The 15,721-nt window shown below is 54.9% G+C and carries 12 protein-coding genes; 6 read left to right on the forward strand and 6 right to left on the reverse strand.

Features of this window, described 5'->3' with window-relative positions; genetic code table 11:
* Positions 1-57: 57 nt before the first annotated feature.
* Positions 58-2,691: a beta strand repeat-containing protein gene (locus tag SH678x_RS01070; protein WP_496921029.1), complete on the forward strand. Its 2,634-nt coding sequence runs from the start codon at positions 58-60 to the stop codon at positions 2,689-2,691.
* A 6-nt stretch (positions 2,692-2,697) separates the two neighbouring features.
* Here SH678x_RS01070 and SH678x_RS01075 read toward each other — a convergent pair whose 3' ends face one another.
* Entirely contained in the window at positions 2,698-2,949 is a 252-nt protein-coding gene (locus SH678x_RS01075) for a DUF4926 domain-containing protein (protein ID WP_496921030.1), read from the reverse strand.
* The gene (locus tag SH678x_RS01080) at positions 2,946-3,278 is read right to left on the reverse strand and encodes a DUF6883 domain-containing protein (RefSeq protein ID WP_496921031.1); all 333 of its coding nucleotides are present in this window, start codon (positions 3,276-3,278) and stop codon (positions 2,946-2,948) included. Before SH678x_RS01080 ends, SH678x_RS01075 begins: the two co-directional genes overlap by 4 nt.
* Before the next feature lie 568 nt (positions 3,279-3,846).
* Between SH678x_RS01080 and SH678x_RS01085 the strand changes: the two genes are divergently transcribed.
* From SH678x_RS01085 to SH678x_RS01100, 4 genes are all read left to right on the forward strand, one after another.
* The gene (locus SH678x_RS01085) at positions 3,847-4,491 is read left to right on the forward strand and encodes an RNA polymerase sigma factor (protein WP_496921032.1); all 645 of its coding nucleotides are present in this window, start codon (positions 3,847-3,849) and stop codon (positions 4,489-4,491) included.
* Positions 4,492-4,747: 256 nt separating this feature from the next.
* A complete protein-coding gene (locus SH678x_RS01090; RefSeq protein ID WP_496921033.1) occupies positions 4,748-5,773 on the forward strand; it encodes a hypothetical protein in 1,026 nt (341 codons plus the stop codon).
* A 79-nt stretch (positions 5,774-5,852) separates the two neighbouring features.
* Positions 5,853-6,257: a hypothetical protein gene (locus SH678x_RS01095; protein ID WP_496921034.1), complete on the forward strand. Its 405-nt coding sequence runs from the start codon at positions 5,853-5,855 to the stop codon at positions 6,255-6,257.
* Between the two features lie 101 nt (positions 6,258-6,358).
* On the forward strand, positions 6,359-6,838 hold the full coding sequence (locus SH678x_RS01100) for a hypothetical protein (protein ID WP_496921035.1): 480 nt from the start codon (positions 6,359-6,361) through the stop codon (positions 6,836-6,838).
* Between the two features lie 129 nt (positions 6,839-6,967).
* Here the strand turns inward: SH678x_RS01100 and SH678x_RS01105 are convergent, their stop codons facing one another.
* From SH678x_RS01105 to SH678x_RS01120, 4 genes are all read right to left on the reverse strand, one after another.
* Positions 6,968-7,465, reverse strand: a complete 498-nt coding sequence (locus SH678x_RS01105) for a YciE/YciF ferroxidase family protein (RefSeq protein WP_496921036.1) — start codon at positions 7,463-7,465, stop codon at positions 6,968-6,970.
* 797 nt (positions 7,466-8,262) lie between these two features.
* Positions 8,263-10,119 carry an ABC transporter ATP-binding protein gene (locus SH678x_RS01110; RefSeq protein WP_496921037.1) on the reverse strand — a complete coding sequence of 619 codons (1,857 nt, stop codon included), beginning with the start codon at positions 10,117-10,119 and terminating at the stop codon, positions 8,263-8,265.
* An 18-nt stretch (positions 10,120-10,137) separates the two neighbouring features.
* Complete coding sequence (locus SH678x_RS01115) at positions 10,138-11,280, reverse strand: Gfo/Idh/MocA family protein (RefSeq protein WP_496921038.1); 1,143 nt, start codon at positions 11,278-11,280, stop codon at positions 10,138-10,140.
* Between the two features lie 42 nt (positions 11,281-11,322).
* Complete coding sequence (locus tag SH678x_RS01120; RefSeq protein ID WP_496921039.1) at positions 11,323-11,712, reverse strand: GxxExxY protein; 390 nt, start codon at positions 11,710-11,712, stop codon at positions 11,323-11,325.
* 207 nt (positions 11,713-11,919) lie between these two features.
* Between SH678x_RS01120 and SH678x_RS01125 the strand changes: the two genes are divergently transcribed.
* Positions 11,920-15,717 carry a HEAT repeat domain-containing protein gene (locus SH678x_RS01125; protein ID WP_496921040.1) on the forward strand — a complete coding sequence of 1,266 codons (3,798 nt, stop codon included), beginning with the start codon at positions 11,920-11,922 and terminating at the stop codon, positions 15,715-15,717.
* Positions 15,718-15,721: the final 4 nt, after the last annotated feature.

Genomic DNA, 15,721 nt, shown 5'->3' on the forward strand with positions numbered 1-15,721 from the left:
ACCCCGCAGCTAGAATCATTTTGCCTGCTCCTCTGGACCAAGTTGGGGGAAGACGAGATGACGACATTCTTGCTACTGGTTCGTCTGCGTTCTTTGCTGGTCGGCTTGTTATTGGCTTGGCTGATCGTTGCCGGGAATACCACTCTTTGTGGGCAAATCATCGATTGGAACAATGCGGCCGGAGGCAATTACAACACGGCTGGCAACTGGAATCCGGCCAATGTTCCCAACACCGCGGCCGAAACCGCCAACTTTGCTCTGGCGGGTACCTTCACGGTGACCTTCGGCGCCAACTCTTCCACGACTATCGAAGATCTCGTGATCCCCGCTGGCAATGTGACGTTTAGCAATGCGGGTGTGGTCAACGATGCGACCCTTAATGTCATTGACGATGCCTTCCTCAACGGAGGCGATTTGACCCTCACGCGCGTCGGTGCCACGACGGCCGATGTCAACTTGATCGTCACTGACTTATTGAGTGTTTCGCATGGCAGCGTATTAAAAATTCAAGAGACGGCACTTGTTCAGACAGATCGGTTGAATATGGGCATTTCCCCGACTGCCGGCACAATCGAGATCTCCGAAGGAGGCGACCTGATAAGTCACCTCACCTATATCGGCGAATCCATCGATTCAAACGCAGCGGTCACCGTCACGGGGAGCGGGTCCACTTGGACCAATGGAAATGCCATCCGTGTCGGCTATAGCGGGACAGGACAACTGCTCATCGAAGCAGGTGCCGAAGTCTCCAGTCTGAGTGGTATTGTCGGTGCCAATAGCGATGGTGGCGTGGGCACGGTAACCATTACCGGTGAAGAATCGAGTTGGACAATGAGCGCGGGATTTGCGGTCGGCCTTTCAGGAACTGGCACTCTGCTCGTGGAAGATGGCGGCAGCGTCTCGAACGTCAATGGGACGATCGGAAATTCGAGTGGCAGCGGGACAGTGACCATCAGCGGCACCGGTTCGACATGGACTAACACCGGCACACTTCAGGTGGGGGACAACGGTACGGGGACGCTTGTGATCGAAGCCGGCGGCACTGTGACAAATGCCCTAGACGGCTTTATCGCTCGCAACCCGGGTTCCAGTGGTACTGTTACCGTGAAAGATGCGGGCTCGACGTGGACCAACTCTGAGGCGCTGTACGTCGGAGGGAGCGCCTCGTCGACCGGCAATTCCGCGACGCTCAACATCGAAACCGGCGGCACCGTCGACGTGGGCACCACCCTCGTTTTGCTAGGTCCGGGGACAGTCAACTTGTTGGGGGGCGAACTCGTCACCGACGAGATCGACATGTCGGGGGGCGACTTCAATTTCCACTTCGGGATGCTGCGACTCACGAGCGCTCAGACCCTGGCCGCTGGCAATGGATTGACCGAGGCCCTCGACAATGCGCCCACCCTAAAGTTGGGGCAGCACTTGGTCATCGACGGTACCGCGACGCTGCTAACGCAGACAATCATCGATGGAGGAACATTGACGACCGAACAGATGGTCAATGCCCAACTCCTGGACCTGCGGCGCGGAACGCTCAATCTCACTAACCAGGCGCTCACGATCGCTCCGACTGGCCCTTTCGGTGCGTCCGTGGACCTGCCCTCCGGCGCGGCGATCAACGTCTCGTTAGGCACGTTGAATCAAGGATTGGTCAGCGGCGACGGTGCCTTCGGCGGCATGTTCGAGAACGACTCAACGGGCGAGGTACGCGCAACCGTGGGACACGAACTCCGCTTCACCGGTCCTGGGACTATCAATCGCGGCCAGATCAATCTTTTCGGTGGGACTTTGGAAGTTGCCCAGGACTTGACCAACGACAGCGGGGGTTTCATTTCGGGGAACGGCACTCTGATTGTCGCGGGAGGATTGACTAACGACGGCACGATCAATCTCAGTAGTACCGCAAATGTCAGCGGCGATCTCACCAACAGCGCCAGCGGTCTGGTCATCTCCGCCGGCGGGACCACCACGTTCTTTGACGACGTGGTGAACAACGGCGAAATTCGTACCAGTGCCAATAGTTTCAGCGTCTACTTCGGATCGTACGCCGGCAACGGCGACACGGGTCCGGGAACAGTCATTATCGAAGGCGATCTCAAACCGGGAAGCAGCCCTGGTCTCACGACCTTCGCGGGTGATCTTGTGTTCGGCGATCAGGCCTCGCTCGAAATTGAAATCGGCGGTTCCACGGCTGGCAGCGAGTTCGACCAACTGCGTATTCTTGGCGATGCAACGCTGGGCGGCGCACTCCAGGTGTCGCTCATCGAGAACTTCACACTTGCGGCGGGCAACTCGTTCAAAATTGCCGACATCTCTGGATTAAAGAGCGGCTTCTTCACAGGGCTTAGCGAAGGGGACAGAGTTGGTACTTTCGGCAGCACCGATCTATTAATTTCTTACATCGGCGGCGATGGTAACGATATCGTGCTGACTGCCGCGCTCTCGGGCGACTTTGACCTGGATGGCGACGTCGATGGCCGCGACTTCTTGGCCTGGCAACGGGGCGGTTCGCCCACGCCGTTCAGTGCGGGTGACCTAACGACATGGCAAACCGAGTACAACGGGGGATTACTTTCCGCCCTGGACGCTCTTAACGGTGGGGGGACACCTCCGGCTAACGCCGTGCCGGAGCCGAGTTGCTTGTGGCTGGGTGGGTTTGCTATTTTCGCAATGAGGCGGCGCATTGCTTAAGTGGAATCATACGGATCCAGCAATCTGTCGCACGGAGAGAATTTCGTTAGCGTTTAACGGTTCAACGTCATCAGCAGTCACAATCACGACTTGCAGGGATTCTCCCAAGGCGTTGGAGATTTCAAGGACGAGGCCTTCCTGTCCCCCGGAAGGATGAGGCACGATTTCGACAATCGTAGCAACGTCACCCGCCTTTAAGCCATTCTCGGCTAAATCATGAATCAAAGCCACTCGATCAAAAAGAGAGATTGGTTTCATGAAGATCCCTTATTTGGCTTTAAAGTAACGAAGTGAAACAGGTTGTCACTATTCCATTCTAGCCAGATCAAAACAACCGGGAGCGAGATACCCGTAGGTCCTAGCAAATCACCTGTAACTCGGAAAAAAGTGCCGTACTCGTTTATCCCATCTTCGACGGCATCGATTCTTGCCGTCAGCTCACGGATAGCTTGATCGAGCAAATGAGGGTAATCGAGTGTGAACCCAGCTTTTTTCAAGAACTTGGATTTGTCATCCCAAGGCCGCTCAACCAGCAAATAATCGGTCAATTTCTGGCCTGAGATCACAGCATCGAAAGGGATACGCATGGGCCTATATTAACGAAGATACGATCTGCCACCACCAGTTTGTGAATCACCCTTTCTGCAAGCGATTGCACAACTGTCCAATTGAGCGTCTTATTTTCATCCAATGTGGCAAAATCGATCACCAGCCGTTTGACAGCCCGACTGCCAAAGTCTGTGCTTTTGGAAAAAAGTGCAAGATTTGGCAGCCCCCGGCGAAGGACATTTCGTGAACCGGGAAACCACCAATTTGCGTAACAGATTATCTCATTTGATTTTGGGACTTTGCTACCACTGCGGTTCCCACGGATTAGACACTTCCCGGCATGGGACTTGCTTTTTCACATACACAGCAGCACGAACTGCCTGTCGCAAAAACACCTCCTACGAGCATTCTTCGGCAAGAGGGGTTACAATGGGACAACAGGTTCGACTGCTACGGCCGGTCTAACGAAAGTGGACCGGTCCTGTCCGCTACCCATGGAAAACGCACATGTAAGTTGCGAGGGTTCGCGGAATCCTATTTGGACGGCTAGGAGAAAGGATTTTCTCCTCGTAAACGTCGAACTCTCGGAACGAGGAGTTCGTAAAGATGGCTAGGAACACCAAGGAAGTTTTGAACAAGAACAACAATCACGCTTTGGCGAAGCTCAGCGATGAACAGCTGCTCGCCAAATATCAGAGCGCGGAAGATACGACCGTCTTCAGCGAGTTGGTCTCGCGCTACGAACGTGAACTGTACAATTATTTGCGACGCTACCTCGGCGACGGCGCGTTGGCCGAGGATGTGTTCCAGACGACTTTTTTGCAAGTGCACCTGAAGTGCGAATCGTTTGAGTCGGGCCGCAAATTCCGCCCTTGGCTCTACACGATTGCCACCAACCAAGCCATTGATGCCCAACGACGTAATCGTCGGCATCGTCGCTTGAGCCTCGATATGGCTCACAGCGCGAGCGGCGAAGAAGTCGGTTCACTGATGGAAGTAGTTGCGACCCAGGAAGCCAATCCCAGCGAAGCTGTGGATTCCGGCGAACAGGCCGAATGGATTCGCAACGAGGTGGCCACGCTGCCCGATGCCCTGCAAAGCGCGGTGAACTTGGTCTATTTCAAAGGGATGAAATACCGTGACGCTGCTAAGATCATGTCAGTTCCTGTGGGAACGGTCAAAAGCCGCCTTCATGCTGCGATCAAGCGTCTCGGTCAATCCTGGCGCGATATGCAGGTCACGAACCGCTAATTCTGCCATTGCTAATGCCGCATTTTACGGCTTAGTTCAAAATTGCTCTTCGCACGTTGTGGCAGCCTTTGCTACCCTCCACGAGCTCTTTTTTCACGAGCCTGTCACCCAGTGTGGCAGGCTCGTGCTTTGTTTCCAGAGTGCGAGGTGTTTACAGAGTGTGAACCGCCGGGCTTTGGCCACGTATGGAACTTATGCGGCACCGCGAAGTTCAGGTTTGCCGGTTTTCAGGTTTTACGAGTAAGGTCGTGGGCAGATGAAAGAAAAGTTGCTTTCTTATCTGCTAGAGGATTTGAGCCCCCCCGAGCGGGCGGAAATCGAGGCCGCCCTGGCCACGGACCCCGCGCTCCGAGATGAGTTGGCTAAACTCCAAGAATGTATGGGGCTGTGTGATGAAGCCGAGCCCGACTCGATCCCTCCCACGCAACTGGCGAAGCGGACTTGCTGTTTCGTCGATCACGCCATTCAGAAGTCGCAGGCCGTTTGTCATTCCGCCGCGAGTGCCACCAAGCGTTTGAGCGAGAATCGCGACCAGTTGAATCCCAACCGTCGCTGGACGATGGCGGACTTCATCGGTACGGTTTGCGTTTGTGCGGCCTTAGGGGGACTGATAATCCCTGCCTTGCGCGGCAGCCGCGACATCGCGCGGGGCAACACGTGCGAAAGAAATCTCCACACCTTGGCCTCGGCCTCGATGAATTACGCTTTGTTCAAAGATCAAGGCGTACCGCAGGTCGCTTCCGATGAAAATGCGGGCATGTATATCGCCAAGTTAGTCCAAGGGGGCTACTTGTCTGCTGAAGAAGCCGCGCGAGCCGTGGTCTGTCCTGATTCGCAACTGGCCGATCGTGTTGCAAACGGGTGTGTGATTATCTACATACCTAATAAGGAAGAGTTGCGGAATGCTTCGCCTGCCAAGCAAGAGTATTTCCGCAAGTGGATGGGGGGTAGCTACGCCTATCCTCTTGGCCATCGCAATGCCTCTGGCAAATTGCAGCCTGTGCGTTTGCAAAGCCGGCGCGACATTCCGTTGCTGGGCGACGCTCCGAGCCGCGAAATTGCCGGCTATCAAAGTGCCAATCACGGCGGCTGCGGCCAGTATTTTCTGTTTCAAGACTTGAGCGTGAAGTATCGCAAGAAGTGCAAATGCGCCCAAGAGAAGGATCATTGGTATCTGAACGACGAAGGCCAGCCCGCCGCCGGTCTCCATCCCAACGACGTCGTCTTAGCCCCCAGTGAGGTCGTGCCGGTCATCAAAAGTAACTTCGTTATCATGAAATAACGAACTCCGTCGGCACAGCGTTTGCTGACTTTCTTGTGCGTACTCATCTCCTTTGAAGTCTCGCACAAGGAAGCAAATCATGGCCAAGAAGTTAGCCAAAGGCGTTACGGCGCGATCGTCGAAATCAAAAAGTTCTGAAGCTCCACCAGTCACTAAACAAGCGGTCGGTGGAATTACCGGCGCTGTACTCGGGGCCGTCGTGGCGGGACCTGTCGGGGCTTTGGTAGGTGGAGTCACCGGCGCGATCGTCGGCAACAAATCGGTGAAGAAAAAGAAAGCTAACAAGAAAACAGCCAAGATCGCAGCCAAGTCATCGGCGGCCGCACCCGAAAAAGCTGCTCCTAAAAAGAAAGCCTCTGCCAAGAAGGCCACAAAGAAAAAGACCGCAGCGAAGAAAACTACCGCCAAAAAAGCTGTGAAGTCAAAGCCTGCGCCAAAGAAGGCCGTCAAGAAAAAAGCGACGAAGAAGAAACCTAAAAAATAGAATGCTGGTTGGGGAAGAATTCCATCAGGTATAGAATTTGCAAGCTTTCTTCATAGATCTCATTAGATTTCTCGACTATTGGCATTATTGATGGAGTCAAGATGAAAGCTAACCTCAACTTCCGCTTACCAGCTGTGGGTGCCATTATTTGTATCACCACTTTGGCCGCTAGTCCCTCACTCAACTATTTAACGGCGGCAACCGAAGAGGTTTGCAGTGATTTGGATCCGGTTGAAACAGATATGCATGAATTCATGGAATATATCAATCAACCAACATATAAACGTCTGAAGGCGGCCATGACGGCCGAGCCAACAGACAAACAGGGTTGGCTTGAACTCAAGTCGGGGTCGTTAATTCTTGCCGAAACTGGAAATCTCATCATGCTGCGAGGGCCACAAGAAGAACGTGGGGAATGGACGCAATACGCGAAATCCGTACGCCAAGAGGCTAGCCAAATGTATCGAGCCGCTCATGACAAAGACTTTACCAAGGCCTCAGAGAGCTATCGCAAGATGCTCAATGCTTGCAATGCGTGTCACAAGCAATTTGCTAACGGCGAGTATCAGTTATCTCCTTAATGTCGGAATCTTGAAGTACGAGCGACGGATGAAACTAGCATTCGCTCCGTGTTCTTTGTGCTAAATCAAAAAAAGCCTTTCCCGCCATCGGGAAAGGCTTTTCGCGTAACGATGCTTTGCAAGAATCGCTTATTCAGCTTCTTGCCCGGCCAGCAGGTTAATCTCCGAAGCGATACTGGTGAGGTTCTCGTCGGTTTCTTTTTCTTCTTCGAGCGTTTCCACGAGTAGATCGACCGCATCGGTCATCTCGAGCATCTTGGCGTAAGTGACGAGACTGCCGTAGGCGGCGATTTCGTAATGTTCGACCTTTTGCGCGGCGCAGATCATCGCGGCGTCACGCGCCGGGCCGGCTTCTTCTTTTTCGATCAACTCGGAGCCTTCCTTGAGCAAACCTTCCATGCCGGCGCAGTGCTTGCCACGGGGGGCTTTGTCCATGCTTTTGAAGATGGTTTCCAAGCGTTCAATTTGAGCTTCGGTCATGCTGAGATGATCTTCAAACGCGGTCCGCAGGTCTTCGCTTTCGGCGGCCTTCGCCATCTTAGGCAGCGCCTTGGTAATTTGACGTTCAGCATCGAGCGTGTCTTTGAGAACGTCCATAAACAAATCGTCGAGATTTTTGAGGCTCATCGAAATACTCTCCCAAAAGAATGAGTGGTTGATTGTTTTCGAGTGAGCCACAAATGCAAAGCACGTGCCGGAAGGGTGGCGAGTTGTGAGTTTCGAGTCACGAGTTGCTGGTATCGAAACTCGTAACTCGTGGCTCGCAGCTTTTTATTTTTAGCCAGGCGATTTGGCCGCGAGAATGTGATATGAAGGACGGTGGACAATAGGACTGTGGACTGTAGGCCGGACCGAGCCACGCGAGTTCTGTCAAAGAACCTCTGTTGATACGCCTGTTGGTTACGCCATTGCCGGAACTCGTGAAACTCGTTCCGGCCTAACGTGGATTCCCGCCGCTCAGGAATGACGATGAAGTTGCGCGCTGATCTTGTTACTCACGACTTGAAACTCGTAACTCGCCACTAACGAAATAAATCCTGAAAAGTTGGAAGAGTTGGACAAGTTGAAAGTCTTGAAATGAGATTAGCGCTCCGCGTTGCCGACCAACGCTACGCGTCGGTGCCCGAACACGTCGCGGCTAACAACTCGAAATGCATCGCGCCCCAATGTTGTCCCGACGCTACGACATGTCGATTTTTCGCTACGTCCGCACACAAAAAACGCTGAATTTCCCGAGGATTTGTGACTGGCACACACCATGCAATAGCTCTGGCCAGTCTTTCCTCCCAACATTGGCCGCGTGTGAGAGCCTTGTCCCCTCAGGTTCTCCACGCGGCCTTTGTATTTCTAGATATACTGTGGCTGACCTCTGTGAGGTCGGAATCCGCGAGATCCGAGGTCACAGACCTCGGCTACAGAAATGTCTAACGAGATCGCTGCCGAGTGGCTTCGCGTTCCGCCACTCGACGACGGATGTTGTCGAGATCATCATTGGGAGTCGCACTGATGAGTCGGCGCGTGTACTCCTCGCGCGGCGCGGCGTAGATCGCCTGCGACGGGCCGAACTCGACAATCTTTCCGCCGTTCATGACCGCCATCATGTCGGCCATGAATTTCACGACGCTCAGATCGTGGCTGATAAAGAGATACGTCAGCCCGCGCTTGTATTGCAATTCATTGAGCAAATTGAGCACCTGCGCTTGCACCGATACGTCGAGCGCCGACACCGACTCATCGCAGACGAGGAACTCAGGTTCGACGGCAATTGCACGGGCGATACAAATGCGTTGCCGCTGCCCTCCCGAGAATTCGTGGGGATAGCGCCGCAGGTGATTGGCCGACATGCCGACTTCTTCGAGCAACGCCGCGGCGCGGTCGCGCCGTTCGCGGCTTGTTTTGCCCAGTTGTTGAATAATCATCGGTTCGGTGATCGCCGATTCAATAGTCATCCGCGGATTGAGCGAACCGTAAGGATCTTGGAAGACGACCTGCATCCGGCTGCGGAAGCGACGCAACTCGCGGCTGTTGAGTTTGCGAAGATCAGTACCGTCGAACAGAATTTTGCCGCCGGTTGGTTCGATCAAACGGAGCAACGCACGGCCCGTGGTGGTCTTGCCACAGCCGCTTTCGCCGACCAGCCCGAGCGTTTGGCCTTTGTAGACACGGAAGCTGATGCCATCAACCGCCTTGATGTGATCGACCACGCGGCCCAGCAGCCCTTGCTTCATGGGAAAGTGAACCGCGAGATTTTCGACTTCCAGCAGCGGCCGCGTTTCTTCGGGAACGCTCGTGGTGTCGGCTGCACGCGGGGTTTGCTCCCATGGATGCCCCATCGCCGCCAACTCCGATTGCGGATGCAACAACGTGCCGCGGCCTTCGGCGGTGAGTTCGCGCAGCCGTCCGTCGGTCATTTGCTTTTCGCGAATTACTACGTGATCACCACTCCGGTCGACTTCCATGAAATCGTCGACCGTCGGGAGGCGACGATATTTCGTATCGAGCCGCGGCCGGCAGGCGAGCAAACCTTTGGTGTAGGGATGCTGCGGATTTGAGAAGATTTCCAGTACGCTGCCACGCTCAACCATTTCGCCGCGGTACATGACCAAAACTTCGTCGGCGATTTCGGCAATCACGCCCAGGTCGTGGGTAATAAACAAGATCGCCATCCCGCGTTCGTCGCGAAGCTTACGCAGCATTTCCAGAATCTGGGCTTGGATCGTCACATCGAGTGCGGTAGTCGGCTCGTCGGCAATCAATAACTTCGGGTTGCAAGAGAGGGCCATCGCAATCATGACCCGCTGCTTTTGTCCCCCCGACATTTGATGGGGAAAGGCATCGACCCGCTGTTCGGGATTAGGAATGCCGACCTCGCGAAACAGGTCGATGGTTCGTTGCCGTGCTTCGGCCCGCGAGACGTTCTGATGCAGCACAATAGCTTCGGCGACCTGGCTGCCGACGGTGTAGACCGGGTTGAGCGACGTCATCGGCTCTTGAAAGATCATGCTGATATCCTTGCCGCGGATGGAGCGCATCTGCGGCTCGGGGAGTTTCACCAGATCTTTTCCCAAGAGCGCGATTCGGCCCGATTCGATCCTTGCCGAAGTGGTCAGCAGTCGCATGATCGACAGCGATGTGACCGATTTGCCCGAGCCGCTTTCGCCGACGATGCCGAGCGTGTGCCCCACGGGAATTTGAAACGAGATGCCGTCGACGGCACGGACGATCCCATCTTCGGTGTGAAAGTAGGTGCGCAGGTCGTCAACTTCGATAGCAGCGGTCATAGGTGAGCGTTTTGAGTTCTAAGGGGCTTTGCTGGTTTCACGATTCTGTGCCGCCGACTGTCGTGCCTGATCGAGAATATCAACGACGATCAGATTGAGTTCAAGGCTCGAGAGCGGATCGACTGCGCATTCGCCGCGAATCGTCTTACGGAGATATGTCCACTCGTTTTCCAAATGGGGTGGAAGCGGTGGGGCGTCGATCTGCTGGGAATCAGCATTTTCCTCACGAGCAAATAGCAAACTGCCACGGCCAGCGTGGAGCGAGCAACCTTCGGCGTGAATATCGGCTTCCTTGTTGTCGTGCGTCCAGGCCCAGGAAGCTTGCAGGATCGCCGTGGCGTTGGGGTAAGTCATGACGATGGTCGCATCATCATCGACGTGCGGGTACTTTGTCGGCTTGAGGGTTGTAGCCGTCGCAGTGACGTTGGTGGGGCGTTCGCCATGCATGAGCCAAGTCGCAAGGGCTGCACCATAACAACCGAAGTCGACAATCGCCCCGCCGCCGTTTTGTTCAGGATCGGTCAGCCACTGCAGAAATTCCTCGGAGCAGCCGATCTCCCGTGGTCCTTTGTGGCCATGACGAAAGATCATTTTGCGAATGGAACCAAGCTCGCCGGCTTCAACTTGACGTTTCGCTTCACGCAGCGAGGCGTACCAACTGGTTTCGTAGTTGGTCAGAACAAGCACGCCGTATTGCTGGGCGAGTTGGTTCATCTGCTCGGCATCCGCATTGGAGAACGCCAGCGGCTTCTCCACAAGCAAGTGAACTCCACGCGGGGCACAGGCTGCGACGGTCGGCAGGTGGTCCTTGATCGAAGTCATCACGCTGACCGCCTCGGGCTTGGCCGAGTCGAGCATTTTCTCCAGCGAAGAATAATAGAGCTTGGCATCAAGCTTGTATTTTTGAGCCAGCCGATCAAACAAAGCCCGATTAGGCTCGAAGATGCCGACGATTTCGAGATCGTCACGTTCGCGGGCTTGCTGGAGCAAGCCTTCGACGTGGCCATGGACGAGTCCGACGATGCCGATACGTAGCGGACCAGTTTGTTTGGAAATTTTAATCGCGGCGGGCTCGGCCTTGTGAGTTTCCGCGCGGGCGAAATGGCCGATACTGGTCATTGCCAGGAATAGAATCAATAAGCTTGTTGAGTAAGGAGGCATTTGGTTTTTGATAGCCACAAAAAACACGATAAGCCACGAAGATTAAGAAGCATTCATGAGGTACTTCTTGATGTATAGTTTCGCAGCGCCAAAGTTGATTAACAACCCTGTTGCAATGCGTGACGATCTCAAATAGCCGAGTAATTGAGCAACATGTTCGTTGGCCACTCCTTTTGCCGCTTTAAGTTCGACGATCAGCTGGCCTTCTAATAACAAGTCGGCGAAGTAATCACCGAGCAGTGTGCCATCTTCGTCGTAAACGGGTACGGGATGTTGCTGAAGGACGTCGATCCCCAATTTGCGCAGACGATGTGCCAAGGCATTTTCGTAAACTTTTTCGAGATGACCGTTTCGATGGTATACGTGGATGTCGTAACTTGTCTGGCGAACAATGTCACAAAGTTCGTTGATGGAGCTCCAGCTTGTTTTCATGAAAGAGCCTCGCTTTTTGTGTCTTTTTGTGCTTATCGTGGCTATCCAACTAGCTCCATGCTAGCACGCCGAAAATGTTCTGTTGCCCGGCTGGGGGCCTTCGGGGTAAGTTGATTGGAACTCGTACGGCCAAGGCCACATGATTGTGGTCTTTCTTGGTCATCGTGACATGGAAGTTATCGCTTGCTCAAGGATTGAGAGGTCGCCATGAAGGCGCTGCGCTACGTTCTGCTGGCCTGTGTATGTTTGGTTCAACATGCCGCTTGGAGCCAAGATCTTGTTGAGAATGTCACCCACGAACTCGGCAGCGCCGAGTGGATTTGGTCGCCGGCTCACACCAAAAACGACATTCCTATTGGGGAGTGCTACTTCCGTAAGTCGTTCGACATCACGGAGCCCGAAGTCGGTGAAGTGCAGATCGCGGCCGACAACGAATTCGAGTTGTTCGTCAACGGCAAGCAAATCGGCACGGGCAATGACTGGCGGCAATTGAAAGTCTTCGAGATTTCCGAGCATCTCGTCAAAGGGCGAAACAGCGTCGCCATTCGCGTGAAGAATACCGATCAAGGATCGGCGGGTTTGGTCGGTCGTGTGCTCATTCGCGAACAAGGCGGAACTTATGTGAATCATCCCACGGATGCGAGTTGGAAAACGAGCGTCCGTGAATATGCCGAATGGACTTCCCCGCGATTTGCCGATCAGGAATGGATCGATGCCAAAAGCTACGGCGTTTTAGGCTTGGCCCTGCCGTGGGGCAATGAAGTCGTGATCGCGGGCGTCGGGGCACGCTTTGATATCGGCAAGGACTTCGCCATCGAACGGCTGATGCGAGACGACGAAGTCGGTTCGTTGATCGCGATGGCGTTCGATGCTCAAGGGAATATTTTGGCCTCGCGCGAAGGGGGCAACCTGATGCTCATCACCGATGGTGACGACAACGGTGCGCCCGATTCGGTGAGCATCTTCTGCGACAAGATCATCAATGTGCAAGGCATTCTGTCGCTGGGCACCCGCGTGTTTGTGATTGGTGATGGCCCCGAAGGCGAAGCCTTATATCGACTGCGCGATGCCGACCGCGATGGCGTGGCCGAGGAAGTTGTCTCGCTTGTGCCAATTCGCGGTTCCAAAGGCGAACATGGTGCCCATGCTGTAAGGCTTGGACCCGATGGACTGCTCTACGTGATCATCGGCGATCATGCCCGTGCGGGTAAGCAACCGGGGCCGAACAGTCCCTACCGCAATGCTTATGAAGGGGACATTATCCAGCCCCGGTTCGACGATCCGCGTGGTCATGCCGTTGGAATTCCTGCTCCTGGTGGCACGATTTTCCGGACCGATGTTGAAGGAAAGCTCGTCGAACTAGTCGCTGGCGGTATGCGAAACTCCTATGACTTCGCGATCAGTCCCGAGGGAGAAATCTTCACCTACGATTCCGACATGGAATGGGACTTGGGAGCCCCTTGGTATCGACCAACACGGATCAATCACGCAACCGAAGGGGCGGAACTTGGTTGGCGAAGTGGCTGGGCGAAGTGGCCTGAATACTATCTTGATAGCCTGCCCGCCGCGATCAATATGGGAGCTGGCTCTCCCACAGGGGTTGAGTTCTACACACACAATGCGTTTCCCGAGAGGTATCATGGCGCGATGTTCGGTTGCGACTGGTCGACCGGGCGCATCCACTGCATAAAATTTCAGCGTCAGGGCGCGACTTACACAGCCAAGAGCGAAGTCTTCGTCGCAGGCCGTCCTTTGAACGCGACCGACACCGCTGTGGGTCCTGATGGAAGCCTGTATTTCTGCACGGGGGGGCGCGGCACCGATGGCGGCATCTATCGAATTCGCTGGACCGGCGCGACACCGCTCGTGAAAGACGAGACTGGCATCGAACAAGCGATCAAACAGCCGCAACTAGATGCCGACTGGGCTCGCACACGCATTAACGGCGTGAAGAGTGCTCTGGGTGAGCAGTGGAATTCGGAACTTATCCGCGTAGCGAATGATACCACGCGATCAACCGTGGACCGTTGTCGGGCTCTGGACCTCATGATGTTCTTCGGCCCGCGCCCCGAAGACCAGTTGCTCGTGCAACTTTCCAGCGACAGCCAAGCTGAAATACGAGCCAAGGCGGCACGCCTGATGTTCACGAGCGCGAATCCCGCCTGTGGCGAACGACTAACTGCTATGCTTACCGACAGCGATCCGTTGGTACGGCGTGTTGTTTGCGAAACGTTTATGCGACGTGGAACGCCTGCCCCCCCGGCAACATTGATTAAACTGCTGAGCGATAGCGATCGCTTCGTCGCTTTCGCTGCCAGGCGAGCTTTGGAACAACAAGTACCGCAGACTTGGGCTCGACTTGTTTTGGATGAACCCAATGGCTCGGCTTTTTGTCGGGGTTCAGTCGCGCTCTTGGCCACGACTCGCGATGCGGCGGCAGCCCAAGCCGTGTTAAAACGCTGCGAAGCGATGCTACAAACCGGCTCCTTTTCGGCGAGTGAAACGGTCGATGTCTTGCGAGTTTCGCAGCTGGCCGTGGCTTTAGGTCAGTTATCGCCTCAGCAAATTCCCACGCTTGGCAATCTGCTGATTAGCCGCTATCCGAGTGGCGATTCGGCTACCGATCGCGAATTGGTGCGATTGTTGGTCTACCTGCAAGTGCCTGGCGTGGCTGATAAATTTGCCGCACAGATTGCCTGCGATTTGCCCTATGCCGATAAGCTGCACATCGGTGCCTATGCGAGTCGCTTAGAGGACGGTTGGAATATTCAAGCCAAACTCGCAGTGATGACGTTCTTCGAGGAATCGCGCACCGTGAAGAGCGGTTACAGTGTTTCCGCTTATGTGGAGAACTTCGCGCGGGACTTCTTTACGAAGTTCTCGTTGCCCGAACGTCAACAAGTGTTGGCCTCTGGCGAGCGTTGGCCGACTTCGTCGTTGTCGGTGTTAGCAAAATTGCCGGAACAACCCCCGGCGGAATTGCTGGCTGCTCTGCGAGAACTTGATGGCCGCGTCCAACCGCTCTGTGCCAAGAGCGATGATTTTCGTCGGCTGCGGGTCGGCATTCTAGCCGTGCTGGGCAGAAGTGGCGAGCCACAGAGTGCGGAATACCTTCGCACGCTTTATAGTACCGAGCCCGCGGATCGACCGACCGTGGCGATGAGTCTCACCCAAAATCCGGGCGGCGAGAATTGGCCGTTTCTTGTCGACTGTTTGAAAACGGTCGACGGGCGTGTGGCCCAAGAAGTCTTAAGTGCGCTCGCTAAAGTGCCGCAACGTCCGCAAGAGCCTGAAGCATTCCGGCAGGTGATTCTGCAAGGCTTGCGCTTGGGCGATCAAGGAGCATCGTTGGCTTTGGCCTTGCTCGATCATTGGGCAGGTCGCCAACCAGCGGCTAACTATGCAAATTGGCAAGAACAACTCGTCGGTTGGCAACAGTGGTACAGCAAGAGTTTCCCAGCCGCTCCGCCCGCCGAATTACCGCAGGACGTGGCTGGCGATAAATGGAGCTACGATGAACTGGTTGCTTATCTCGAAAGCGACGCGGCCCGTGCGGCCGATCCCCAACTCGGGCGCGTGGCATTTGAACAAGCCCAGTGTGTGAAGTGTCATCGCAGCGCGGGTGTGGGTGAAACGCTTGGACCCGACTTAACAGCCGTGTCGCGGCGTTTCCAAAAACGCGAAATCTTGGAAGCAGTCATTTATCCGTCGCATAACATTTCGGATCAGTATCGCAGCAAGATTGTGATCTCCAATGGCCGCACGTTTGCAGGGTTGGTCGTGCCGCGAGGGCAGGAGGGGATCACAGTGTTGCTTTCGGACGGCGAAAAGGTTGAGTTGGCTAACACCGATGTCGAAGAAATCAAAGAGAGCAATGTTTCCGCCATGCCGCAGGGTTTGCTCAATAACCTCACCTTGGAACAAGTGGGCCATCTCTTCGCCTACTTAGAAAAAGGGGGCGAGCTAAGCGAACTTGCCCGCGAGCCGAGCAAGCAGCAGCGATAGTCGC

The sequence above is a fragment of the Bythopirellula superficialaquae genome (assembly GCF_059632245.1).

Coding starts and splice junctions, on each gene's coding strand:
- SH678x_RS01105 (WP_496921036.1), bottom strand. CDS start 7,465: ATGAGCCTCAAAAATCTCGACGATTTGTTTATGGACGTTCTCAAAGAC.
- SH678x_RS01110 (WP_496921037.1), bottom strand. CDS start 10,119: ATGACCGCTGCTATCGAAGTTGACGACCTGCGCACCTACTTTCACACC.
- SH678x_RS01125 (WP_496921040.1), top strand. CDS start 11,920: ATGAAGGCGCTGCGCTACGTTCTGCTGGCCTGTGTATGTTTGGTTCAA.
- SH678x_RS01100 (WP_496921035.1), top strand. CDS start 6,359: ATGAAAGCTAACCTCAACTTCCGCTTACCAGCTGTGGGTGCCATTATT.
- SH678x_RS01120 (WP_496921039.1), bottom strand. CDS start 11,712: ATGAAAACAAGCTGGAGCTCCATCAACGAACTTTGTGACATTGTTCGC.
- SH678x_RS01095 (WP_496921034.1), top strand. CDS start 5,853: ATGGCCAAGAAGTTAGCCAAAGGCGTTACGGCGCGATCGTCGAAATCA.
- SH678x_RS01090 (WP_496921033.1), top strand. CDS start 4,748: ATGAAAGAAAAGTTGCTTTCTTATCTGCTAGAGGATTTGAGCCCCCCC.
- SH678x_RS01080 (WP_496921031.1), bottom strand. CDS start 3,278: ATGCGTATCCCTTTCGATGCTGTGATCTCAGGCCAGAAATTGACCGAT.
- SH678x_RS01115 (WP_496921038.1), bottom strand. CDS start 11,280: ATGCCTCCTTACTCAACAAGCTTATTGATTCTATTCCTGGCAATGACC.
- SH678x_RS01070 (WP_496921029.1), top strand. CDS start 58: ATGACGACATTCTTGCTACTGGTTCGTCTGCGTTCTTTGCTGGTCGGC.
- SH678x_RS01085 (WP_496921032.1), top strand. CDS start 3,847: ATGGCTAGGAACACCAAGGAAGTTTTGAACAAGAACAACAATCACGCT.
- SH678x_RS01075 (WP_496921030.1), bottom strand. CDS start 2,949: ATGAAACCAATCTCTCTTTTTGATCGAGTGGCTTTGATTCATGATTTA.